Source organism: Brevundimonas vesicularis (genome assembly GCF_014204545.1).
In the GTDB taxonomy this organism is placed as follows: domain Bacteria; phylum Pseudomonadota; class Alphaproteobacteria; order Caulobacterales; family Caulobacteraceae; genus Brevundimonas; species Brevundimonas vesicularis_B.
The window spans coordinates 24630-47468 of record NZ_JACHLJ010000002.1 but is presented as its reverse complement, the minus strand read 5'-3'; the positions used below and the strand labels follow the sequence as shown (position 1 = coordinate 47468).

Sequence of the window (22839 nt, the reverse complement as noted above, 5' to 3'; positions counted from 1 at the left end):
AGGGGGAATCGGCCGCATGACCAATGCTGAACTAAGCGTGGCCTTCTTCCTGCAGATGGCGATCATCATCGCCGCCTGCCGCATCGTCGGCTGGCTGGCCAAGCGCTACCTCGGCCAGCCGCAGGTGGTGGGCGAAATGATCGCCGGAGTGATCTTGGGCCCGTCCCTGTTCGGGCTGTTGGCGCCCGATCTGCAGGCGGCCCTATTCCCGAAAGAATCGAAGTCGATCCTGTTCGTCGGCGCCCAGCTGGGCGTCGGCCTCTACATGTTCCTGGTGGGACTGGGCTTCCGTCGTGACCACTTCCGGGCCAATGCGAAAAGCGCCGCCGCCGTGTCGCTGGCCGGCATGGCTGCGCCCTTCCTGGTCGCTGTCGCCATTGCGCCCTGGTTGGTCGCTGAGGGTTTGTTCGGTCAGGGCATCCAGACCTGGCAGGCCATGCTGTTCATGGGCGCGGCCATTTCGATCACGGCCTTCCCCATGCTGGCGCGCATCATTCATGAGCGGGGGCTCAGCGGCACGCGGCTGGGTTCGCTGTCGCTGGCGGCCGGCGCCATCGACGACGCCGGCGCTTGGTGCGTCCTGGCCATCGTTTTGGCCAGCTTCGGCGCCGGGCCGATGGTGGCGGTGACCGCAATCGCCGGAGGCGGCGCCTTTGCTCTATTCATGCTGACGCTTGGCCCGAAGCTGCTGGCGCCCCTGGGCCGAATCGTCGAGCGGGAAGGGCGGCTCAGCCCGACAGTGCTTGGGATCGTGCTGATCCTGTTCATGCTCAGCGCCTGGGCCATGGACGCGGTCGGCATCCATGCCGTGTTCGGCGGCTTCATGCTGGGCGTCGCCATGCCGCGCGGCCTGTTGAGCGACGAGGTCAAGCGTCAGCTGGAGCCGTTCGCCGTGCTGGTGCTGCTGCCGATGTTCTTCACCTTCTCGGGGCTGAACACACAGCTGACCATGGTCAACAGCCTGGGGCTGCTGGCCGTGACCATCGTCATCCTACTGGGCTCCATCCTCGCCAAGGGCGGCGCCTGCTGGGCCGCCGCGCGCCTGACGGGTCAGGACAACGCCACGGCCATGGGCATCGGCGCCCTGATGAACGCGCGCGGCCTGATGGAGCTGATCATCATCAACATCGGCCTGCAAAAGGGCGTCATCGGCCTGGCCCTGTTCTCCATCCTGGTGCTGATGGCCATCATCACCACCCTGATGGCCTCGCCCCTGTTCGAATGGGTTTACGGCAAGAGGGCGAGGGCGCGGGGCGAGCTGGGACAGGTCAACGAGGCCGATCACGATCTGGCCCAGACGTCCTTTTTGGCGCCCAAAGCCTGAAGACAGCAAGCCCGCCACGAGATCGCGGCCGGCGGCTCGGCACATTGATCCTGGGCTTCGATCGCCTCAGTGATCGTCGATGAAGGCGGCGACCCAGACCAGGGGCGCATTCCAGTTGATGGCCACTTCGTTTAGAGCATAGGCGTTGATGTCGTCGGCCCAGCAGGTCTGGGCCGCGCATTTGCCGACCAAGGTCTTGGCGACGTCGTCGATCATGGCCTGATTGTTCGGTCCGCCGGACAGGGCGCCTGCCGGTGGCAGGGGGTATGCCGGGTTTGCCTGGTGCGCCCAGAAGCGATGGTGCGGGTTCTGGACCGGCCGGTCGCCGTAGCCCGTCACATAGGACCGATCCATCGGATTACGGCCGAGAATATAGTCCAAGGACCAGATCACCGCGTTTCGGAAGTTCCAGTCGCCCGTATAGTCGAAGGCGGAACCCAGGACCACCGCCCGGCTCATCAAGGCGCCGTTCGAGCCCCATTCGTATTTTACGCCCGACCCCGGCAGGCCGTAGCCCTGACCATAGCCGGCGTCGACATAGGTGCGTGCAGCCGCCACGATGTTGGCGCGCACGGTGACCAGATCCTCTGGCGGTAGAACGTCCGGCACGGTCGCCAGCGTTAGCGATCCCAACGACGCCGTCCACGAGAAGCCCGGATCGCCAGTCGCGCTTTTGCCCGACACTGGTCCGCCCAGATAATAGGGCGAGGTCTTGAGCGCGGTCAGATAGGCCGGATTGCGCGTCGTGGCCAAAAGCTCGGCCGTGGCCCAATAGAATTCGTCCGAGAAATCTTGGTCACCATAGGCGCCGCCGCCGGCGAAATTCTCTCCGGCTCGAACGTCGCGATTGCGTAGCGCCGCGCGGAAGGCCCGCTGCGACGCTGTTGAACATTGGCGCGCGAACGCCGGATCGATCTCGCGCCAGATGCGCGCGCACTGGGCGCCGACCGCCGCGAGATTGAGCGTCGCGGCCGTGCTGGGCGGATAGAGCAGGCGCGGCTGGGGATCGTCGGCCGGCGCCATCGGCAGACCCGTCCACTGCGCATCGTGCACCTTGTGATGGACCATGCCGCCGGCGTCGATCTCAGTCAGGGTCAGCGGCTGACCCGGCGCCTGGGTGCCGACCGGGACCTTCAGCTTCACGCCGTCGGCGATCTGCATCTTCAACAGGAACTCGATCTCGTATCGGGCCTCGTCCAGCAGATCGTTGACGCCGTTTCCTGCCTCGGGAATGTCGACCTTGCGGTCTGCGAAGGCGCTCGCGCCGGAGCCGCCTTTGGCCATGGCGCGTTCATAGGCGTTCAACAGCATCCAGACCGAGATGCCGCCGTTGACGACATATTTCCCGTGGTCGCCGGCGTCATACCAGCCGCCGGTGACGTCCAGCGTATAGTCGCACCCAGGCCAGACTACGCCGGCCGTGTCCGCGCCCGAGAAGCAGGCCGCGACCTCGTGCGGGTGCCCGGCCGCACGCGCCAGATCCGGCCGAGCGACGTGATCCGCCAGGATCGGAACGCCGGCCCGGTTCTGATAGAAATAGGCTAGGGCATCGTATTTCAGCCGCGCGTGCGGATGCGGCTGGATCGCGAAGGGGCGACTTTCATGTGAGCCCACAATCAGGCGGTAGCCTTCGCCGTCCGTCTGCAGCGACTGAAAGTCGACCGTGTGGACGCTCTGTCCAGAGGCGGCGTCTTGGCCGAAGACTTTTGACAAGCCCTGAGCGACGACGGCGCCGGAGCGATCGACAATCCGCCAGGGCAGGGGCCGCGTGGCGTCGTCTTGCACCGTCGCCCCTTTGGGGCCCTGTGTCTCAAACCCGCCCTGACTCATGCGGACCGTGACGATCGTCGAGCCTGCGTGGGCTGCGCTCAAGACGCTTGTTAAGGCGAAGGCCGCGATGCTTGTAGCCAGTCTTTGTCTCACACCAACCTCCTTACAGCGTGTAGCCAGTCATGGGCGTTTCGGGGGAACATCTTTGTCGCGCGACAGCCAACATTACGATATCAGATGACAGCGTTGTCACAAGGGGTAACTGGACGGGCTCTGTCGCAGTCACAGCACCGATGCATGATTGCTATGAGGCATGTTTGGCCTCATGCCATAGAGGCGATAGGCCGTTCGATGGAGGAGAGCGAGTGTCCAGCCCTTCTCATACCCTTCGTACGCGCATCGGCGTCACCGCGTATCTCGCGCTTTTTCTAGCCGCGTTCATCGGACTTGCGCCGCTCTTCCAAATCATCGTTCCGCTCCACGCCAATGCTCTCGACGCTGGGGGAAAAACGGAAGTCCTGAGCCAGGCCATGATCTGGGGGGCGATCACAGCCGCCGTGGCCAATATCGCGATGGGCGCGATAAGTGACCGGACGCGTTCGAGATTCGGTCGGCGCCGTCCCTGGATTGCGATCGGGGCGGTGCTTACGGCGTTAAGCTACGTAGGCATATGGCGCTCGTCGACGTCAGGCGAATTCATATGGGCCCTGGTTGGGTTTCAAGTTGCGTTCAACGTTCTCATGGCTCCGCTCTCAGCCGTTTTTGCTGATCGCGTTCCTGCTTCGCTAAGAAGTACTGTCTCGGCGATGCTGGGACTGTCGTATCCGCTTGCTGTTGCTCTTGGCTCCAGTTTGATGGCTCTGGGTCCGCAGAACGAGCCCGAGAGATTGGCGCTTCTGGCCGGCATTCTTCTCGGAGCAGCCGCAATCTTCCTACTGGTTTTCGACGAGCCGTCTTCGCAACGACAAGACAGCATGCCGTCAACCTACTCTGGCTGGACCGGATCACTGCTAGCCCCGTTTGGATCCCGCAACTTCACGACGGTTTGGACCGCTCGGATCCTGATTGCGACCGGCTATGCTTTCGTCAGCATTTACCTATTGTACTTTGTTGCCGACGCCGTCGGATGGCCTGGCCGTAGTCCGGAACGCTCCCATGCCGTGCTGACGGGCGCGGCCTTCGTGAGCGTCGTAATTATCGCTACTGCAATGGCGCTGTTCGGGACGCGTATCAGGCGGCGGCAACCCATTGCTTTGATAGGAGCAGCGGCCCTCAGCGTAGGGACCGTTGCCTTGGTGGTCGCCCCGTCATGGACAGTCGCGATCCTCGCTTTCGCGCTCTATGGTTTAGGGCAAGGGGCCTATGGATCAGTAGAAATGGGATTGATGGCGGACGCACTTCCCACAGAAGAGAATCGTGGTCGGGATATGGGCCTAAACAATCTGGCGGTTACTTTACCGCAAGCGATGGCTCCGATCGCTGCCCTTATTCTGGAACGGGCAGGGTTCGATATCCGAGGTCTCTATATCGCTGCGGCCGCGTGTTTCGCTGCTTCTGCGGTCGTTATGAGTCTGTTTCGGTCAGCCCGGACATGAGCGTTGTCGGGTTAACCTGCACGGGCTGAATAGTGCTGTCAGGGCAACCGATGCAGGACACACTTGGCCCTACACATCAAAATCTCAGGCGGCGGCCGCCACCCACGCTGCCTGAGCCCCGACGCGAAAGCGACGAAGGGTGGGGCAGGTGATCAGATGTCTCTGCGTAAAGATGGTGTTGTAGATCGCGCGTGGGGGTGAGAAAGCGCTGAGCTGAGACCTGGGACTTGAACAAATGCTGCTGCCGCTCTAGCCGCTGGATCGGCTCGACTATCTGGACCTAGTCCTTGTCGCCCAGATGCTGAACTTCACCGAGGAGGAGCTTCATCAGGTGACGGCCCTTGCGGACCGGTTTGACGGTTGCGGACTGACGCAGTGCTAGGGCCCAGTCCCTTCGCTTTAGGTCACGAAAGAGGCGCTCGGCGCGGGCTAGGACAGGCCGGACGTCGAAAGCTTCGATGTCATGCGCGATTTGTACGGCACGCTCGTCTGTCAGCCGGCCGGAGATCGCGACGGACGTCCCCGGGTCACCAATGAGGGCCTTTCGGCACGCTATGAGACGCGGATCCGCGGACCGCCCGACGCCGGTGATGCTGCAACTGACCCCGTCAGCGGGATCAAGGATCACAGACGGATAGAGGTCCGGTCGATCATCGACATCCACGTTTGGGATTGCGCTGGATGGACCGGGATGATTTTCGCCTCGGTCGGCCCGAACATCTCCCCGCTCATCGGCCTGCATTTCCGCGACAAACCGGCCGCCAGGCGTATCTTTGCCCGCTGGCGCGAGCGGGTGGGGCAGAGCGATCTCGACAACGAGATTCATCTCGCCCTGATCCAAGCCCTGCCTGACCAGCCAAAGTCGCACTACGCCGCACTGGCGACGTTCGGAATGGACAATCTCAGCGATGGCGGTCGCTTCCTGATGGTGCTAGCGCGGCTGACGACGATGACCCCGCGACGCACCAAAACCTCCAGCGGTTTCCCAGCCATTGGCGGAAACCGGCTGTTTTCTGATGGCCGCAGCCTTGTTTGAAGCACGGGGTGAGATCGAATCCATAAGGACCTGACCATCCTCAAAAGGGACCTCGTCCTGAAGAAGTATAGAGAGATCACGGATTGGGACATCGAAAGCGTAGCGTTCCGCCTGATCGCGAGAACCGCTCCTTCTGAAGCTTGATCACAGGGTGGGTAGAACTCATTTTGGACAGTTCGCCGATACCCCGAAGTTATGGGAAACAACGTCGGCGGCCGACCGGATAGGATGTCCGCTTTGCGCGTGGGTGCCAACGTCCGCTTCTGGCGCATAGCGAACAGTCATTCCCGCTGTTGCTGGGCTGAGAGTGGTCGCGACCGATCGGAAGCCCAGTCCGAAGCAGTTTCATCAAAAGCCTAGGCCGTGACCCGCGCGCCTCCGTCCTGCCTCGATTCAGAACTTGTTAATGTCATTCGCGCGAGTATATGTGGGTTACATCGTGCCCTATGGCACACCGATGGTGACCTTAGCTTGCAAGCTAGGGGTAGCCTCCGGGGCGTAGGCCTCGAGATTCGACGGTCCTTTCCGGACCTCTCGTTTTGGCTCCGGTCGAACGAGACGCGTGGCTCCTGCCGCGCGACCGACTGGTGGAGACTAGGTTCAACGATTATCGGCGCCGCGCCTAGTTTTAGGTGGCGGCGTTTTTATTTTTCCCTTTACGCCCAAGTTGGGCTTTGCCGGGACGGACGAAATCGTCTGGATAGATATTCACATAGGGGCAGGTGAAGGTGACCTGGCCGGCCCGACCGCAGTCGAAGTCGCTGTTCTGAAACCTCGACCCGTCTGCAAACTGAACGTCGTGATGAAAGCCATCTGGCAACGGGGCGCCAAACCACACCGGTCTGTCCTATGACCCCGGCGGTCGGCTTTATCAGGTGGGGCCGACCCGCTTGCTATACGATGGCCAGCAGGCCATTGGCGAATTCGACCAGGCTGGCGCTCTGCTGAAGCGCTACGTGCCGGGGTTGGGTCTCGATAATGTGGTCACTGCCTACGAAGGTGCAGGCTACGATCGGCGTTATCTGCTCGCAGACGAGCGAGGCTCGGTGGTTTCGATTACCGACGGCGCTGCCAATGCACTCACGACCAACACTTATGATGAATACGGTCAGCCGGGCTCAACCAATAGCGGCCGCTTCCAGTACACCGGTCAGATGTGGCTGACGCAGGCGCAGCTCTACCACTACCGCGCCAGAGCCTATGCGCCGCAGCTCGGACGGTTCATGCAGACCGATCCGATTGGGTAGGGCGATGGGGCGAACATCTATGCCTATGTCGGGGGGGATCCGCTCAATCGAGTAGATTCGAGTGGGACATTCGGGCAGTGTCTCGTGGGTGGATATCGCGAGGTTGCGCGTTACACAAACAGCGGGACGTGGGGTAATGTCGGCGATGTAGCCTGGTCTCGCGCATATCCTGAATACGGCGCTTGCAGCGGGGATGGGCCGGCATCTTTCTACGGAGAAGTCGGTGATGCTGGCGGAAATGGCAGCCCTTCTGCGCCGACCATCACTCCCCAGTGCGCCGCCGCAACTGAACGACGTCGATCGGCCGAACGAATATTTGCTGGTTCAGCGGTTTTTCACGATACATCACTGGTGGGGATGCCGGCGGATCAGCTGTTTGAATGGAGAGACGCCCTCGATAAGCAGATTAATGGGTTTACTATCGGCACGTGGCTTCTTGGCGGTGCTGGCACCGGACAAACCTTGTTGGGCGGTCTGAATGCATATGCCGGAGAAGGGCCGCGCTGGACTGGCGCAGGAGTAGCTGCGCGCATGACCGGTCCGCGCGCGGGCTTTTGGACGCAGGTAGGCGCTCTTGTGATGGCTGGTTCAAGAGATCATAGAATTCAAGTCCGTGCTGCTCTTCAATCTAGAATTGACGAGCTAATGATCTGTATCGAGGGTAGTAATGCGCAATAGTGACATCATATATATGTTGCTATCTCTATCTATTTCCGTATTGTTTTTAGTCGCCCTGTTTTTCTGCGGCGACTGGCCGTCCGCTGCATGGTTCGTATTAGGATTCTTTATGGTCGTTGCTGTGTTCTTCTTCACTCGGCGGCGTGAGAGGTGAAGTGTGGTGCTCCGACATGGTGTTATTTAGGTTGGCTAGTCTAACCTTGTTAGCACCGCACCATCATTTTTAGTTGGCTGCGAGAGCGCTGTTAGGTAAGCGCCGTACGCCGTAACTTGTCCGACCTGGCGAAATCTCAGGCGGCAGCGACCGTCCCTGCGTCAGGGCGCCGGTCGAGAGGGGAAGGGACGAAGCATCTTCAGCCGTCGGGCTATCTGCGGCCCGAACTTGATGGTCCAGCAGCGGATGATCTCATAGCTGACTTCGATCCCGCGTGCGGCCATCAGCTCTTCGACATCGCGAAGGCTGAGGCTGAGGCTGAAGCGAAAGTACAGCCACACAGCTTGGCAGATCACCGCCGCAGGGAAAGCGGAGGCGCTTGAACGACAGCGGTTTCACGACACAGGTCCTCCGGTCAGCGGCTTACGCCAGCTGAGTGCTGTCAGGTTAGTTGCCGTCGGCCAAAACTGACCCGACCCACTAAAATGTTAGGCGACGGCCGTCGTCCAAGCGGAGGCGACCTCGGCACGGAAGCGTCGAAGCGTGGGCCGGCTGATGAGGTGACGTTGGGTGTAGAAGGTGTTGCAGATCGCTCCGTCGGTGGTGAGGAAACGCTGGGCTGAAGCCTGGGACTTGAACAGCTGCTGCTGCCGCTCTCGCCGTCGGATCGGCAGGTGGGGGTTCTCCGTCCGATTGTTTTCCCGAAGCCGGCCGGGTGAATGCAGATGGCGCAGGCCCAACGCCTGAGAGCAGCAGGATACGATCGAAGGCCGTCGGTGAGGATACGTTCTGGCTCGACAGGCTGGTTCCGTAACAACCGCTTCAACAGCACCAGCGCCGCCTCCGTGTCTCGCTTGCGCTGGACAACTAGTTCTAGGACCTCGCCCTCATCGTCAACCGCACGCCACAGGAACATCCGCTTGCCTCCGATGGAACAAACGACTTCGTCCAGGTGCCAGCGAGGGGATGGGGAGGGGCGAAGCTTCTTCAGCCGTCGTGCGATCTGAGGTCCAAACTTGATCGTCCAGCAGCGGATGGTCTCGTAGCTGACATCGATCCCCCGGGCCGCGAGAAGCTCTTCAACGTCCCGGAGACTTAGGCTGAAGCGAAAATAGAGCCCGACGGCATGGCGAATGGCTTCCGCCGGGAAACGATGGCGCTTGAACGATGACGGCTTCAACGAAACTCATCCCAATCAGCCGCCTGCGCCGTCCTTCAGTGGAGACAAGTTAGCGTTAGACTGACAGCACCGCCACGGTGTTAAAAGCTTTTGATATTGAAGAGTTTGGCGCGAAATTAGTCACTTAAAATGGTCATGGCCCGAATGTCTGCTACACTCGACAGGCGTTTCGGTCGAGCGTCAGGCGGAACAGCGCCATGCCGGCCACGATGGCGCCGACGAAGACGAAGGCCTGCCAGGCGCCGGTCGTCAGGGCCGCCAGCGCCGGGCCGGGGCACAGGCCGACCAGCCCCCAGCCCAGGCCGAACAGGACGGCTCCGCCGACCAGGGGGGTGTCGATGGTCCGGCTCTGGGGGACGTGAAAGGTCTCGGCCGCGACCGGCGTCTCCATTCGCCGGCGGATCAGATAGGCGATGGCGGAGGGGATCAGCGCCCCGCCCATGACGAAGGCCAGCGAAGGGTCCCAGGCGCCCGTCACATCTAGGAAGGCCAGGACGCGGGCCGGGTTGATCATGTCGGACACCACCATGCCGGCGCCGAACAGCAGGCCGCACAGGACGGCGACGATCAGCCGGTTCATGCCAGGCCTCCCAACAGGTGGCGGGTGACGAAGACGGTCAGGGCCGCGACCACCATGAAGACGCCGGTGGCGACGATGGAGCGGGGCGACAGGCGGGCCAGGCCGCAGACGCCGTGGCCGCTGGTGCAGCCCGACCCCCAGCGGGTGCCGAAGCCGACGACCAGGCCGCCGAGCACCAGCAGCCAGAGCTCCGAAGTGATCTGCACCTCAGGCCTGCGGATCAGCGCCGAGGCCAGGGCCGCGCCGCCTAGCAGGCCGGCGATGAAAAGCAGGCCCAGAAGGCGCGGCGCGCTTTTCGCCAAGCCGGTCGCAGCGGCGGTCAGGCCGGAAATCCCGGCCACGCGCCCATTCAGTAGCAGATAGAGGCCAGCCGACAGGCCGACCAGCAGACCGCCGGCCAGCGGCCAGATGAAGGGGAGGGGCTCAAGCATCGGGGGCTCGTCTCACAGCGCGTTGAGCGGGACCTTGAGGTAGCGCACCCCATTGTCCTCGGGCTCGGGCGGGCGGCCGCCGTTCATGTTCACCTGAACCGACGGCAGGATTAGCTTGGGCATGGGCAGGGTGGCGTCGCGCTGGGTGCGCATGGCCACGAACTCGTCCTCGCTGACGTCGTCACGGATATGGATATTGCCGGTGCGTTGGGCGCCGATGGTGGTTTCCCGGGCGAACTCGGTCCGGCCCGGGGGCGCCTTGTAATCGTGACACAGGAAGACCCGCGCCTTGTCCGGCAGGGAGGTCAGGCGATGGATCGAGCGATAAAGTGTCCTGGCGTCTCCGCCGGGGAAGTCGCAGCGCGCCGTGCCGTAGTCGGGCATGAACATGGTATCGCCAGGGAAGACGGCGTCGCCGATGACATAGGCCAGACAGGCCGGGGTATGGCCGGGCACGTGCAGGACCATGGTCTTCAGCCCGCCGATCTCGAACCGGTCGTCGTCGTTGAACAGATGGTCGAACTGGCTGCCGTCGCGGTGGAAGTCGGTTCCTTCGTTGAAGATCTTGCCGAAGACTGCCTGGACGGTGAGGATCTCATGGCCGATGGCCAGCTGACCGCCGAGCTTTTCCTGAAGATAGGGCGCCGCCGACAGGTGATCGGCATGGGCGTGGGTCTCGAGCAGCCACTGAACCGTGAGACCTTCGGCTTTTACGTAATCAATGAGCGCATCGGCCGAAGCGTGCGTGGTGCGGCCCGACGCCGGATCGTAGTCCAGCACGCTGTCGATGATGGCGCAGACATCGGAGCCGGGATCGCGCACGACATGGCTGACGGTGAAGGTGGCATCATCGAAGAATGATTTGACCAAGGGACGTCGAGCGGGATCGGCGAGCGCGGCGCGCACCAGGTCGACGGCGTGGTCGCGGGCGGGATCGGGGATGGGCGAGGACATAGCGTGTCTCCGTTTCTGCGGCTCAACACATATGTGCATTCATAGTTCATGCAAGTATGTATTTAAATGTGGCGGAAAGGACGTGAAGCGCTTAGCTTTCGGCAATGGACACGACGACCGACACCGCGCCGACCGCTGACAGCGCCGCGATGCGCGCCCTGCGTATCAACGACACGGCGCCGGATTTCACCGCGCGTACGACCCAGGGCGAAAAGCGCCTCAGCGACTACCGTGGACGCTGGCTGGTGCTTTTCTCGCATCCAGCGGACTTCACCCCGGTCTGCACCAGCGAGTTCGTAGCCCTGGCCCGGCAGGCCGACGCCTTCGCGGCGATCAATTGTGATCTGATGGCCCTGTCGGTCGACAGTCTGTATTCGCACCTGGCCTGGCTGAAGGACATCTACCGCCTCTTCGGCGTGAAGGTGCCGTTCCCGATCATCGAGGATCCCTCCATGGCCATCGGCCACGCCTTCGGCATGGTGGACGCCGGCTCGAGCGACAGCGCCACGGTGCGCGCCACTTTCGTGATCGATCCCGAAGGCGTGGTGCGCGCCATCAGCTGGTACCCGATGAACATCGGCCGCTCGGTTGATGAGCTGCTGCGTCTCGTCACCGCCTTGCAGACGTCTGACCGTGAGGCGGCCTCCACGCCAGCGGGCTGGACGCCCGGTGACGCCCTGCTGGAGCCGGCCGCCACCACCCTGGACGCCGCCATCGCCGATGGTGACGGCGATGCGCCCTGGTACTATCGCGAGCGCCGCGCATGACCGACGATCATGCGGCCGCCATGGAGCGGTTGAAGGAAAAGGCGCCGGAGGCCGCAGAGCTGCTGCGCCAGCTGGCCAACGCCAACCGGCTGCTGATCCTGTGTCACATCGCCGAAGAGGAACGCTCGGTGGGCCAGCTCGAGGCGGACCTCGGCATCAAGCAGCCGGCGCTGTCCCAGCAACTGGCTGAGCTGCGCCAGTACGGTCTGGTCAAGACCCGCCGTCAGTCCCGCTCAATCTTCTACTCGATCGCCGACGAGCGGGCCCAGGCGGTCATGGGCATGCTCTACGAAATCTTCTGCGGCGATGCGAAGGCGGTTGGCGCGCGAGCCGCCGCCCCGGCGCCCCGCCCATCGACGCCGGCGCGCGGCGACACGGCGCAATTCGCGCGCATCACCGCCGTCGCACGTCGATGACGGAAACTCTACCGCGCAGCCGATGCTCAACGACGGTCATACGACCACTAAACAGGCTGCCTCTAATTCCCGTACCGGGTCGAGAGCCAACGCTTGGCCAGGAGGCGTTTGAACGCCTGCTTTCGGGCGGCCATCTGATGTCCGCTGATGGCGCATCTGTGAAGTCGACAAATGAAGACGCCTGTCGGAGCGGTAGGAGACCTTATCGGAGCTGTAGCATTATGTAAGCGCGGTCTTGTCGACGGCCAAGGAAAGCCATGCCCGATCCCTATATCCTGATGCTGTTTGTGGTGGGGGCGCTGGTCGCTCTGGTGGCATGGTTGCCGCTGGTGTTCCGACGCGCGCCGCTGTCGCTGCCGATCGTTTGCGTGATCCTCGGGGCTGGGCTCTTCGCCCTGCCGCAGGTGGGGTTCGATCCGCTGCCCCAGAACTATCCAGACATCACCGAGCGGCTGACAGAATTCGTGGTGATCATCGCCTTGATGGGCGCTGGCCTGAAGATCGACAGGATTTTCAATCTGCGGCGCTGGGGGGTGACCTGGCGACTGCTGGGCGTGACCATGATGCTGTCTGTTGCCGCGATCGTGATCCTGGGCTGGACGGTGCTGGGGCTTGGGCTGGCGGGAGCAATCCTGCTCGCGGGAACATTGGCCCCGACCGACCCGGTGCTGGCCTCCGACATCCAGGTTGGCGCGCCGCGCGAAGGGCGGGAAGACGAGGTTCGGTTCGGCCTGACGTCCGAGGCCGGGCTGAACGACGGGCTCGCGTTTCCGTTCGTCAACCTGGCCATCGCCCTGGCCTTGGTAGCGGCGGGCCAGAAGCATGATTGGTTCGCCGAATGGTTGAGCGTCAGCGTGCTGTGGGAGATCGGCGCGGGACTGGGTGTCGGCTGGGCGATCGGCTGGCTGTTCGGGTGGCTGACCTTTGCGATCCCGGTCCGCTCGCGGCTTGCCGCCACACGGGACGGCTTCATCGTTTTGGCGGCGACCTTCATCTCGTATTCGGTGACGGAGATGCTGCACTGTTACGGGTTTCTGGCGGTCTTCATCACGGCGCTGGCGTTCCGGCATGCCGATCGGGACCACGAGTTCCACGCTCAGATGCACGACTTCATCGAACAGATCGAACGGATGGCGATGATGGTTGTGTTGGTCCTCTTTGGTGGCGCGCTGGTGTCGGGTCTATTGGCGCCGTTGAGGCCGATCGATGCGGCGGTGGCTGCTGTGATCGTGTTGCTCGTGCGCCCCCTGACCGGCATGATCGGTCTGATCGGTTGGAAGCGACCTCTGCGCGAGAAGATGATCCTCGCCTTCTTCGGCATCCGCGGCGTCGGGTCGTTCTACTATCTGGCTTATGGGCTGAACGCCGCGCCGTTTGAGGGTGGCGACCGCCTATGGGCCATCGTGGGTCTGATCTGCCTGATGTCGATCCTGCTTCATGGGATTACGGTCACGCCAGTCATGCGGTGGTTCGACCGCAGCCAGGGTCGCAATCCCGATGCGGATGCGGATGGGGTGAAGGCCGAGGCTTCAGGACGAGGCGCATCAGCATGAAGCTCTGACCGGATGTACGCTGGTCCGGCGACCGCGTTACTGCTGCGGCAGATGCGAGACCTTCAGGTCTCAACGGGTCGAAGGCCGTCTCCTGCGATCGGCTGAATGTCGGCTTTCAGGCAATGGCTGACCGACCCTTGCGTACCCGGGACGTCGACGAACTCGCAGGTAGCGCTGCAGCGACACCCGACGGTCAGCGTCGCTGGAACAGGCGGGGAACGTCGTAGCGCATGCCGTCGAATGAAAGGCGGATCGTGCGAGGGGCGACCGCCTGGTCGGTCGTGTTGCACTCACCACTCTTGGCTTCCTTCGATGTGCTTTGTGTGATGCGCTCCAGCACAGAAAGATCCCGTCCCTTCGGGCCGGGAATCATTCGAAGGAGTCGCTCGGTCACAACCGTCTGGCCGGCGCAGGACAGATCCCATTCCCCTTGACTGCGCTGAACGATCAGATCGTTCAAGACCGACGCGAGGGCCGCGCCCCGTATCTCGCAGAGGGATAGAGTGGTTTCCTGAACGGGTTCGGGCGCGAACTGCCGACCCAGTCTCGTCTCACGCCAAACGCCAGGCGATCTGGCCTGAGACGGTATGGGGCAGTGTCAAAAGAAATCCCGGAAATCCGGACGGCGTCGTCGTCCATGGCGTGGGAGATGCGGAGCCTCTGGCGCGGCGTGCCGGTTGGCTCGTCGACGACAAGCACATCCAGATCACCAAGCGTCGAGTCCACACCAACCTCAGCGATCATCCGGATAGCGACCAGAAGGCGTCCGGGGCTCCCCCGCCAGCGACGACAGACAATGGCGTGAGGGTTTATCGACGAGGGCGAGGGGAGGGTGAGCGTGCGATTTCCAGTTCTCATAGTGCGCTCGCCGTCCGCGACCGCATCGGGATAGGCTTGACGAACGATCGGCCCGATGTCCCCGCATTACTGATCTTGTGCGCGCGCAAGCGTCGGCACGCACAGCGCCAACGCTAGCGTCCCCAAACCCCATCCGCCGATCGTTCGAATGATGTCTCCCTTTGCGGCTTTCGACAGTGGTTGCAACATGTCGTCCACCGACAGATATCGAGCACCGTCTCGCCTTGAAAGTTCCTGGCCAAATGAACTCTCCCCAGCCGGTTGATCGCCCCGATAGCCACGAATGCGATGGCTTCCACTGGATCGTGGGCTGCCTGTGCCCACGCGCTGCCTTCGACCGGCGCAGACCTCCTTTGAGCCGACCATTCCCTTTACCGCCCCGGCGCCGTCCCCGTGGGGACTTTGGGGTCCATGGTCGCTTGGGCGCGCGGAAGCGGCACGCAATGTTGCCGTAAACCAAGTGAAACCCAAGATTTATGCGAATGCCGCTTGTCGTTGGCTTTTGGATGTTCGGTGCGTGCGCAAACCCGTCCTGCTTGAGACGTTGGCGTTGCGGCCTAAAGCGGACCTCCACCTCACGCGCGGAATGTCGTGTTTAAGGCACGTTCGTCATCACCGCTCATGGCGCGTCGCTTGCCTACCCAATGAGTAGTCGGCACGGCTTTGAATCACATCATTCACGGAAACCGATCGATAATCGACGTATGCTCAATCCATGCCCCAGGTCGGCTGGTATGATGGGCTTTCGGAAAGCTTCCTACCAGTTCACTTTCAGGCCGAACGAAACCTGTGGGCCGGCCGAGCCGATCTGGAGTAGGCGGGCGGGGGTGTGTTCGTAGGCCAGGTCTCGGGTGTCGGTCAGATTGGTGGCGGCGATGGACAGGCGGGTGCGGGCGTCGATCCGGTAGGTGGCTTGGGCGTCTAGATAGCCGGCGGGCCCGACGATGAAGGCGGACACCCCGCCGCCCTGCAGGTCTGCCTCGGAACGGAAGGCGGATCGCCATGACCAGGACAGGTTCAGCGCAAGGGGCCCGCGCTCCAAGTAGGGATTGATCGACCAGGCCAGGTCGGAGACACCGGTCAGACGCTCGCCGTTCCCGAGGCGGCTGTCGGTCCAGGTCGCGCTGGCCCAGACGCCCACTCCGCCGCCGAGCCGGTGGTGCAGGCCCGCCTCCAGCCCGTCGATCCGGGCTTGGCCGACATTGCGCGGGCGCGACATCAGGACCGGCGCCTGGACCGCCGCGCCGGTTCGGGTCTCGAACGTCAGGGTCTCGACGGCCCAGGTCGCCTGGATGAAGTCGCGGATCGTCTTGTGAAATAGGGCGAGGCTGAAACTGGTTCGGCGGCCGGTGATCTCATAGGACAGGTCCAGATTGGTCGAGACATAGGGCGTTAGTTCAGGGTTGCCGCCGATCCCGCTGAAGATCACGCCCGGCTCGGGGCTGTCGACGGCCGTCTGCCCGTATTGATAGATAGCCGAGACCAGGACGCTGGCGGGCACCGTCGAGGCGCGCAGGTCGGCCAGGGACGGGCGTGTGAGGGTGCGCGACGCCGCCAGGCGCACCACGGCGTCATCCGCGATGTCGAAAGCCAGGTTCAGGCTGGGCAACAGGATGGCATTGGCGCCTTCGTGGGTCAGGGGCATGACCTGCGCCGTGCCGCCGACGCCGGCCATGCGCGCGCCTTCCACATGGGTGTGTGTTCCGACCAGCCGCAGCCCGGCGTTGCCGAAATAGGTCAGGCCGCTCCCGCGACCGTCGAAGTCCGCCCGGACATAAGCCGCCGCAACCCGCTCCTCGACCCCGTAGGAATTCTGCAGGTCCGAGCCGGTCGGCGTCAGGTCGTCCGGTCGAAACATCACGTCGTCACGTTCGCCGGGCAGGACGAAGGCGACGCGCAGCTTGTCGAACACCGGGGTGATCCAGGGGCCAGGACGCGCCGCGATCAGGTCGGAAAACACATCTTCCGGCGTAGCGCTTTTATAGAGGCCGGCGATGTCGTCCCGGCCCGGTCGCAGGGCCGCACGGCGGTCGCGACGCTGATAGTCGCGGCTGCGCGCGCTGAACTGGCCGCCCATCTGGACGGCCGAAAGCCGAAGGCCGCTCCAAGTTAGGTCCAAGGTGCGGCGGGCATTCAGGACGGCGGTCATGTCCTCGTCGCGGGACTGGACCCCCCTGATGTTCAACTGGGCTAGAACCAGAGGGGAGGGGTCGCGCAGGTCGAAGTCGGTCGTCAGGCGCGCCGCCCGGCGCGCATCGGCGGCGCCGTCCAGATCGAAAGCGTAGGCGACGCCTTCCGGCGACTGGGCAGATAGTCGCTCTAGCGGCGTGTCGAGCACGGAACGGGCGCTGGAGACGCTGAGGCGCGGAGCCAGCCGCCACTTGCCGCGCCGCAGTTCGGCGCCCAGTGAGGCCGCGATGTTCAGGTGCGACTGGTCCGAAAACTCGGTGTTGTTGTCGATGCGTCCGGCGGCGATCCGCCCCGCCGTAACGACCTCGTCGTCAATCCGCTGGATGGCGCCCAGCGTCCCCAGCCGCTGACCCAAGCCAAAGACCAGCCGGTCCTCGCGGATGGCGTTGTCGAAGGTCGAGACCAGGGCGTCGAGGTCCAGGCGAAGGTCAGGTGAGACCTGCCAGTCCGCGCCGACGACACCGCTGCGGCGGCGTCGATCCTCGCTTTCGACCGTTGTGCGCAGGTCGGTCGGAACCGCCAGTGGGCGGCCGTCCACGACGATTTCTCCGTAGCGCATGACCTGAAACCGGTCGTACCGGACCGATCTCTGCTCCTGCGACAGACCGGCGACCAGGCCGGCGGAACCGCCGGACGACACCCATCGTCCGCCGACGGACAGATCGGGGCTGATGCGTCCGTCGTGCGTCGTGGCCTCGCCGCCCAGCCGCAGCGACAGGAACGGATCGCCGTCCAGCCCGCCGGCCGTCTTGATGTCGATGTTGGAGCCGATGCCGCCCTCCATCAGGTCCGCGGTCGCCGACTTGGTCAAGCGCGCGCCCGCCAGCAGATCGACGGACAGGGCGCGAAACCGGAACTGCCGCCCGCTCTGGGTCGAGTTGCGAATATTCTCGTTAAAGGCCACGGGCGCGCCGTTCAGGGTCACGGACTGGAACAACGGACCCAAACCTCGGACGCTGACGAACTGACCCTCGCCGACTTCGCGCTCGATAGCGACGCCGGGCACGCGCTGGAGGGCCTCGGCCAGATTGGCGGACGGCAGGTCGCCTATCCGTTCGGACGACAGGCCATCGGAGATGACGTCGGCGTCGCGCTTGCTCCGCAAGGCCTCGTCGATCTGATCCGACAGGCGGCCAACCACCTCGACGGCCTCCAGTTCGGTCGTTTCCGGCGGGGGCGGCGCGGCCGAGCGGGCGCTCGGGGCGACGGCCCAGATGCGCACGCCCCGCGATCCGACGAAGCGATAGCGCAGGTCGGTCCCCTCCAGCATCTGCACCAGGGCGACGCGCCAGCTCATCCGTCCGTTGACTGCACGCGTGCGCACGTCCAAGCCGGGTCGTTGGATGAAGGCCAGTTCGCACCCCGCCTCCAGGCACAGGCGCAGCAGGGCGGAGGAGGCGTCCCGACTGTCGATGTCGAAGGTCTGAACGCGCGATCCAGACTGGGCTAGGGCCGGCTGGGCGATGGCCGAGATCGAGGCGGCGGTCGCAACGCTGCAGACGACGCGCCATGGCCTGCGTCGCACGCCGGCGGGCAGCGATGCACCGAGCGGTTTCAAACAGCGAGCCCCTGGGAGATGTTCCGTGAAGCCCTTAGCGCAGTCCCATGACAGGTCTGCGATACGGCCGCTTCACTCCGCGCGGATCAGCCGCCGGCCGTCTTCGTCCTGCACGATGCGGATCGGCAGCAGGGCCGTCATCCGATCCTCCAGCGCATCCTCGCCCTCAAGCGGCAGGATCACCGTTACGCGCGTCCGGCCAAGCACAGGATCGGCCAGGATCAGGGGATGGTCCGAATAGCGGGTGACGGCGGCGACCACGGCCGACAGAGGCGCATCCTGGAACACCAGGCGGCGTTTGCGCCAGGCCGTCGCCATCTCGACGTCAGCGGCGGTCTTGCGGATGCCCGGCTTGCCCGGCTGGAAGTCCGCGCGTTCGCCCGGCGACAGCGTCAGGGCGCCCTCCAGCGCACCTTTGGCCGTCGCGTCGCGCGTCCCGACCGCGACGCGACCCTGCAACAACGAAATCTGCGCGCTGTCGCCGGTCAGGGCCGTGACGAAGCGCGTGCCGGTCACGATCACCCGGCGATCTCCGACCGCCACTTGGAAGGGACGGGCGGCGTTGTGGGCCACTTCAAAATAAGCTGCGCCCCGCTCAAGCGTCGCACGGCGCGCATCGTCGCCCAGGTTCACGCGGATGGCGGAACCGGCGTCCAGCGTCACTCGCGACCCGTCGTCCAGGGCGATGTCGGTGATCCGGCCGGGCGCGGCCTCGTAAAGCCGACCCGGTTCGGCGCCCTTCAGCATCGGGACCAAGACGACGGCGGCGGCTACGGCGGCTACGGCGAGACCCGACGCCAGCAGGGGACGGCGCGTCGTCGATTTGCGCTCGGTGCGACGCAGGGCCGCCAGATCGCCGGCGAAGGCGCCGCGCAGAGGCTCCAGCACGGCCTGGTCGGCCTTGGCCTGCTCATACTGACGCAGATGGTCGGGGTCGGCCTCCAGCCACGCCAGCAGCGCCGCCTGCTCGCGCGCGCCTGCGCCCGGCCGCGCCATGCGGGCCAGCCACGCCTCGGCCGTCCTGGGACGGGCGGCGATCAGGATGTTCAGGCGCTCCAGCATCAGCGTGGCGATTTCCTTTTAGACGCGCGGTGCAGGTCGCCTTTGCAACCCGCCTCAAAAAACACAACGATCCAGCGGTGAGACACCTCAGTCGCCCCGGGATTTCTTCAGTTGACGGAGGGCTTCGGCGATATGTTTTTCGACCATGCTGACCGATACGCCCAGCCGTCCGGCGATCTGGCGATAGGTCAGGGCGTCGAACCGATGCAGCAGAAAGGCGTCGCGGGTCTTGGGCGGCAAGCCCCGGATCACGGCGGCGGCGGCGGCCAGGTCCTGTCGCCGGATCAGCCCCGTCTCGGCGTCGGGCGTCTCGCTGGCGATGGCGCGCGGTCCATTGTCCAGGTGATGGATGTCGTGGGGGCTGCGTCGCGCTGCCTCGCGTCCATCGGCCTTCCAGCGGTCCAGCTGAATGTTGCGCGCGATGACGAACAGCAGGGGGCGGGCGTCGGCGCTGTCCAGGTCGTGACCGGCGCGGTGAAAGCGCACGAAGGCCTCCTGAACCACGTCCTCGGCGTCGCCGGCGCCACGTGTCTTGCGCAGCAGATAGGCGACCAGATCGGCCCGCAGACGGTTCACCTCGGCCTCGACGCCGGTGTCCGCCGCAGGCGCAAAGACGCCCCCTCCCGAATAGGAGGAGGCGTCTCGGCGAGGCGAACGCGCGGGGATCACGCGCACGCCTGACAGTCAGGGCAGGGGTTCAGGTCCACGAACGGATCAGAACTCCATCCGCAGGCCCAGATTGATCCGGCGTCCCGACATTTCGTACATCGTGGGGAAGGACGGATCCATCGTGTAGCCCTTGGTCGCCTCGTCGGTGACGTTGATGCCTTCCAGGTTGATCTGGATGGCGTCGGTCACACGGTAGCTGGCCGACAGATCGACCTGGCCATAACCCTCGCGCCAGATCGGATACATTTCGTAGCCGATGGCTTCGACGTATTTGTCCTTGAAGTTATAGGACGCCCGCGCCTGTAACCTGGCGTTCTCGTAGAAGAGGGTGACGTTGTAGGTGTTGTCGGCCAGGCCGACCGGCGGGGTGGGAATGCCGAGTTTCGACGTGCCGGTCAGCGAGCTGTCCAGAACGGTGTAGTTGGCGTTGATCCCGAACCCTTCCAGCGGCGCGTAGAACTGGCCGAACGGCACCACGGCGACCAGCTCGACCCCGCTGACCTCATAGGAGCCGGCCTCGTTGATCGGCTGATAGACGTCGAAGGTATAGACGCCGTCGATTGTGCCATTGGCGTTGTACTTCGTCACGTTCGGCACGGTGCCCGTCAGGGCCTGACGAACCACGCCCTCGATCTCTTTCCAGAAATACGACACCGCCAGCAGGCCGCCGTCGCCCAGATACTGCTCGAGCCCGACTTCCCACTGTTTGGCATAGGTCGGCTTGAGGTTGGGATTACCGTCGGTGAAGCGGAACGAGTTGAAGCTGGCCGTGCGCTTGTAGGCTAGGTCGGTCAGGGCCGGGCGGATCAGGGTCTCGGACGCCGCCGCGCGGAACACCAGGCTGTCGGTCAGTTCGGCCGTGACGTTCAGGCTGGGCAGGACCTTGTCATAGCCGCCGTCGCTGGAAATCGGGGCGGGGGTGAAGCCGGTCGTGCCGTTCGGGTTCTGGATCTGATGATAGCCTGACGAGGTGATTGAGGTGTCGACATAACGCGCCCCGCCGTTGACCGAGACGGGCACCGGACCGATGTCGAAGTTCAGGTCTGCCATGGCGTAAAGCGACAGGACCTTTTCCGACACCTCGTAGTAGTCGCCGGGCGCGAACGGCGTCGAAAAGCCGTCGTAGCGGAAGGTGCGCCGGGCATAGTCGTTCGACACCTGGCTCCAGTTCAGATCACGAATACTGAAGGCGCCGCCGGGAACCAGGTCGCCGATCGGCGTCAGTTCGCTTCGCGACATCGGACGGTTCAGATAGTCGACCCGGCCCGGCCCGGTCCCCTGGATGTTCAGGGCGCCGTACTGCCGCTCCTTGGATTTGTCGGTATAGCGCGCGCCGAACTGGACGCTGGTCAGGGCCGGGAGAAAATCCAGGCCCAAGTATTTGGTGAAGTCGATCTGGGCGGCGTATTTGTCGTCGGTGATCTGTTCCAATGACGTCTCATAGGCTTCGAACAGATAGCTCTGAGGCGAGTTGTACATGTCGATCGAGGCGGGATTGGCGCTCTTGATGGTCTCGCCGCCGTCGGCGGTCCAGCGCGTGCGCGACGGCGCATAGGCGACGTGCTTCAGGTTTGAGTAGTCCAGCGTCTTTTCGGCGCCGGAATAGCCGGCCAGGGCGTGCAGCTTCCAGCTTTCGCCGCTCCAGTTCAACTCGGTCCCGAACTGGCGATAGTCGGTCTCGTTGATCTGCTCCTTGCTGAGCATCTCGTGCTGGGTGGCGGTGTAGGAGACGTCGCGCAGCACGACCATGTTGTAGTCGGCCAGGGTGGTCTTGTCGTATTCGTGGATCGTCTCCAGCGTCGACCGGCTGGAGGCCGAATAGGCCGCCGCATCATACTGGTCTTCGGTGGTCTCGTAGCGGCCGATCAGGGCGTCGAAGGCCAGGCTGAACTCAGCCGACGGCCGATACTGCAGCGAAAGAGAGCCGCCCCACTGGTCCTGGGTGTTCAGATAGGCGCGGTCGCCGACCTTGTCCTGGAAGATGATCAGGTCGGTCTCGGCGGCGTTGGCGCGGTTCTGGACGATGACGCCGGCATCACGCGCCAAGACGGCCTGCGCCTGAGTTCCTCGCGTGCCGCTGGCGCTGAGAAAGCGCGTCAGGGGGCGGAAGTTGATGCCCGACTCCGAGTCCGTGCGGTTGGTTCGGCGTGCAGTCGAGAAGGACACCAGCGCGCCCCAGTCGCCCCAAGTGTCGCTGGCGAGGAAGGACAGTTTCGGATCGGTCTTTTCCGAGATGGAGTTGTAGGCGCCTTCGGCCGCCGCCACGACGCGACGCCCCTCGTAGTCGAACGGGCGCGCGGTCGAGATATTGACCGAACCGGCGATGCCGCCTTCCTCGTCCGCTGCGCGCGGGGACTTCTGCACCGTGACCTGCTGGATGATTTCCGAGGCGAAGATGTCGAACTCGACATCGCGGCCGCCGCTGCCCGAGGCGGTCGCCAGGCCGTTGATGGTTACGAAGGTGAACTCGCTGGGCAGGCCGCGCACCGACACCCGCTGGCCCAAGCCCCTGTTACGCTCGATCGTCACGCCGGGGATACGTTGCAGCGCCTCCGCCAGGTTCTGCTCGGGGAAGTTGGCCACGTCGGTCGCCACGATCGAGTCGGAGAAGCCGACCGTCTTGCGCTTGATGTCGACGGCCTCTTCCAGGCTGCGGCGATAGCTGCCGGTGACGATGATCTCGTCGACCTGGGACACATCCGCCTGAGCCGGGGCCTGGGTCGAGACTTGATCGGCCGTTTGCGCGAAGGCGGCGAACGGCGAGACGGCCGCGACGACCAGCGCCGTCGTGCCGAGAATTCGGTTCTTCATTTGGAC

17 protein-coding genes and 1 pseudogene are annotated in these 22839 nt (G+C 64.0%); 7 read left to right on the top strand and 11 right to left on the bottom strand.

The window, feature by feature from the left end:
- Positions 1–16 precede the first annotated feature (16 nt).
- On the top strand, positions 17–1324 hold the full coding sequence (locus tag HNP47_RS08365) for a cation:proton antiporter (RefSeq protein ID WP_184279187.1): 1308 nt from the start codon (positions 17–19) through the stop codon (positions 1322–1324).
- A gap of 66 nt (positions 1325–1390) precedes the next feature.
- Here HNP47_RS08365 and HNP47_RS08360 read toward each other — a convergent pair whose 3' ends face one another.
- On the bottom strand, positions 1391–3247 hold the full coding sequence (locus HNP47_RS08360; protein WP_184279186.1) for a glycoside hydrolase family 9 protein: 1857 nt from the start codon (positions 3245–3247) through the stop codon (positions 1391–1393).
- A 212-nt stretch (positions 3248–3459) separates the two neighbouring features.
- Here HNP47_RS08360 and HNP47_RS08355 point away from each other — a divergent pair, with 212 nt between their 5' ends.
- Both HNP47_RS08355 and HNP47_RS08350 read left to right on the top strand, forming a co-directional pair.
- A complete protein-coding gene (locus HNP47_RS08355; RefSeq protein ID WP_184279185.1) occupies positions 3460–4689 on the top strand; it encodes an MFS transporter in 1230 nt (409 codons plus the stop codon).
- A gap of 463 nt (positions 4690–5152) precedes the next feature.
- On the top strand, positions 5153–5725 hold the full coding sequence (locus tag HNP47_RS08350) for a hypothetical protein (protein ID WP_184279184.1): 573 nt from the start codon (positions 5153–5155) through the stop codon (positions 5723–5725).
- A gap of 628 nt (positions 5726–6353) precedes the next feature.
- Here the strand turns inward: HNP47_RS08350 and HNP47_RS08345 are convergent.
- Positions 6354–6563 carry a hypothetical protein gene (locus tag HNP47_RS08345; protein ID WP_184279183.1) on the bottom strand — a complete coding sequence of 70 codons (210 nt, stop codon included), beginning with the start codon at positions 6561–6563 and terminating at the stop codon, positions 6354–6356.
- 37 nt (positions 6564–6600) lie between these two features.
- On the opposite strand from HNP47_RS08345, the gene HNP47_RS16380 reads away from it, so the two are divergent.
- On the top strand, positions 6601–6972 hold the full coding sequence (locus HNP47_RS16380) for an RHS repeat-associated core domain-containing protein (RefSeq protein ID WP_311770057.1): 372 nt from the start codon (positions 6601–6603) through the stop codon (positions 6970–6972).
- 1320 nt (positions 6973–8292) lie between these two features.
- Here the strand turns inward: HNP47_RS16380 and HNP47_RS08335 are convergent.
- The 4 genes and pseudogenes from HNP47_RS08335 to HNP47_RS08320 all read right to left on the bottom strand — a co-directional run bounded on the left by HNP47_RS08335 (position 8293) and on the right by HNP47_RS08320 (position 10949).
- Positions 8293–8984: pseudogene (locus tag HNP47_RS08335) on the bottom strand (IS6 family transposase).
- Between the two features lie 151 nt (positions 8985–9135).
- The gene (locus HNP47_RS08330; protein ID WP_184279182.1) at positions 9136–9564 is read right to left on the bottom strand and encodes a DUF6691 family protein; all 429 of its coding nucleotides are present in this window, start codon (positions 9562–9564) and stop codon (positions 9136–9138) included.
- Entirely contained in the window at positions 9561–9995 is a 435-nt protein-coding gene (locus tag HNP47_RS08325) for a YeeE/YedE family protein (protein WP_184279181.1), read from the bottom strand. The genes HNP47_RS08330 and HNP47_RS08325 overlap by 4 nt, the downstream gene beginning before the upstream one ends.
- 12 nt (positions 9996–10007) lie before the next feature.
- A complete protein-coding gene (locus tag HNP47_RS08320; protein WP_184279180.1) occupies positions 10008–10949 on the bottom strand; it encodes an MBL fold metallo-hydrolase in 942 nt (313 codons plus the stop codon).
- Between the two features lie 104 nt (positions 10950–11053).
- Here HNP47_RS08320 and HNP47_RS08315 point away from each other — a divergent pair, with 104 nt between their 5' ends.
- The 3 genes from HNP47_RS08315 to HNP47_RS08305 all read left to right on the top strand — a co-directional run bounded on the left by HNP47_RS08315 (position 11054) and on the right by HNP47_RS08305 (position 13685).
- Positions 11054–11716 carry a peroxiredoxin gene (locus HNP47_RS08315; protein WP_260394746.1) on the top strand — a complete coding sequence of 221 codons (663 nt, stop codon included), beginning with the start codon at positions 11054–11056 and terminating at the stop codon, positions 11714–11716.
- The gene (locus HNP47_RS08310) at positions 11713–12132 is read left to right on the top strand and encodes a metalloregulator ArsR/SmtB family transcription factor (protein WP_184279179.1); all 420 of its coding nucleotides are present in this window, start codon (positions 11713–11715) and stop codon (positions 12130–12132) included. Before HNP47_RS08315 ends, HNP47_RS08310 begins: the two co-directional genes overlap by 4 nt.
- A 257-nt stretch (positions 12133–12389) precedes the next feature.
- A complete protein-coding gene (locus HNP47_RS08305) occupies positions 12390–13685 on the top strand; it encodes a sodium:proton antiporter (protein WP_184279178.1) in 1296 nt (431 codons plus the stop codon).
- Positions 13686–13878: 193 nt separating this feature from the next.
- Here the strand turns inward: HNP47_RS08305 and HNP47_RS08300 are convergent, their stop codons facing one another.
- The 5 genes from HNP47_RS08300 to HNP47_RS08280 form a co-directional block, all read right to left on the bottom strand.
- Positions 13879–14145, bottom strand: a complete 267-nt coding sequence (locus tag HNP47_RS08300; RefSeq protein WP_184279177.1) for a hypothetical protein — start codon at positions 14143–14145, stop codon at positions 13879–13881.
- Between the two features lie 1155 nt (positions 14146–15300).
- The gene (locus HNP47_RS08295; protein WP_260394745.1) at positions 15301–18291 is read right to left on the bottom strand and encodes a TonB-dependent receptor; all 2991 of its coding nucleotides are present in this window, start codon (positions 18289–18291) and stop codon (positions 15301–15303) included.
- Between the two features lie 72 nt (positions 18292–18363).
- On the bottom strand, positions 18364–19353 hold the full coding sequence (locus HNP47_RS08290) for a FecR domain-containing protein (RefSeq protein ID WP_184279176.1): 990 nt from the start codon (positions 19351–19353) through the stop codon (positions 18364–18366).
- Between the two features lie 87 nt (positions 19354–19440).
- Positions 19441–20028: an RNA polymerase sigma factor gene (locus tag HNP47_RS08285; RefSeq protein WP_311770056.1), complete on the bottom strand. Its 588-nt coding sequence runs from the start codon at positions 20026–20028 to the stop codon at positions 19441–19443.
- Between the two features lie 39 nt (positions 20029–20067).
- Positions 20068–22833, bottom strand: coding sequence for a TonB-dependent receptor (locus HNP47_RS08280; protein ID WP_184279175.1), 2766 nt, complete (start codon positions 22831–22833; stop codon positions 20068–20070).
- Between the last annotated feature and the right edge of the window lie 6 nt (positions 22834–22839).

What these genes read in the sequence shown, in the direction of transcription:
- HNP47_RS08365 (WP_184279187.1), top strand. Translation starts at nt 17, where the DNA reads ATGACCAATGCTGAACTAAGCGTGGCCTTCTTCCTGCAGATGGCGATC.
- HNP47_RS08350 (WP_184279184.1), top strand. Translation starts at nt 5,153, where the DNA reads ATGCGCGATTTGTACGGCACGCTCGTCTGTCAGCCGGCCGGAGATCGC.
- HNP47_RS08330 (WP_184279182.1), bottom strand. Translation starts at nt 9,564, where the DNA reads ATGAACCGGCTGATCGTCGCCGTCCTGTGCGGCCTGCTGTTCGGCGCC.
- HNP47_RS08325 (WP_184279181.1), bottom strand. Translation starts at nt 9,995, where the DNA reads ATGCTTGAGCCCCTCCCCTTCATCTGGCCGCTGGCCGGCGGTCTGCTG.
- HNP47_RS08320 (WP_184279180.1), bottom strand. Translation starts at nt 10,949, where the DNA reads ATGTCCTCGCCCATCCCCGATCCCGCCCGCGACCACGCCGTCGACCTG.
- HNP47_RS08315 (WP_260394746.1), top strand. Translation starts at nt 11,054, where the DNA reads ATGGACACGACGACCGACACCGCGCCGACCGCTGACAGCGCCGCGATG.
- HNP47_RS08310 (WP_184279179.1), top strand. Translation starts at nt 11,713, where the DNA reads ATGACCGACGATCATGCGGCCGCCATGGAGCGGTTGAAGGAAAAGGCG.
- HNP47_RS08305 (WP_184279178.1), top strand. Translation starts at nt 12,390, where the DNA reads ATGCCCGATCCCTATATCCTGATGCTGTTTGTGGTGGGGGCGCTGGTC.
- HNP47_RS08290 (WP_184279176.1), bottom strand. Translation starts at nt 19,353, where the DNA reads ATGCTGGAGCGCCTGAACATCCTGATCGCCGCCCGTCCCAGGACGGCC.
- HNP47_RS08280 (WP_184279175.1), bottom strand. Translation starts at nt 22,833, where the DNA reads ATGAAGAACCGAATTCTCGGCACGACGGCGCTGGTCGTCGCGGCCGTC.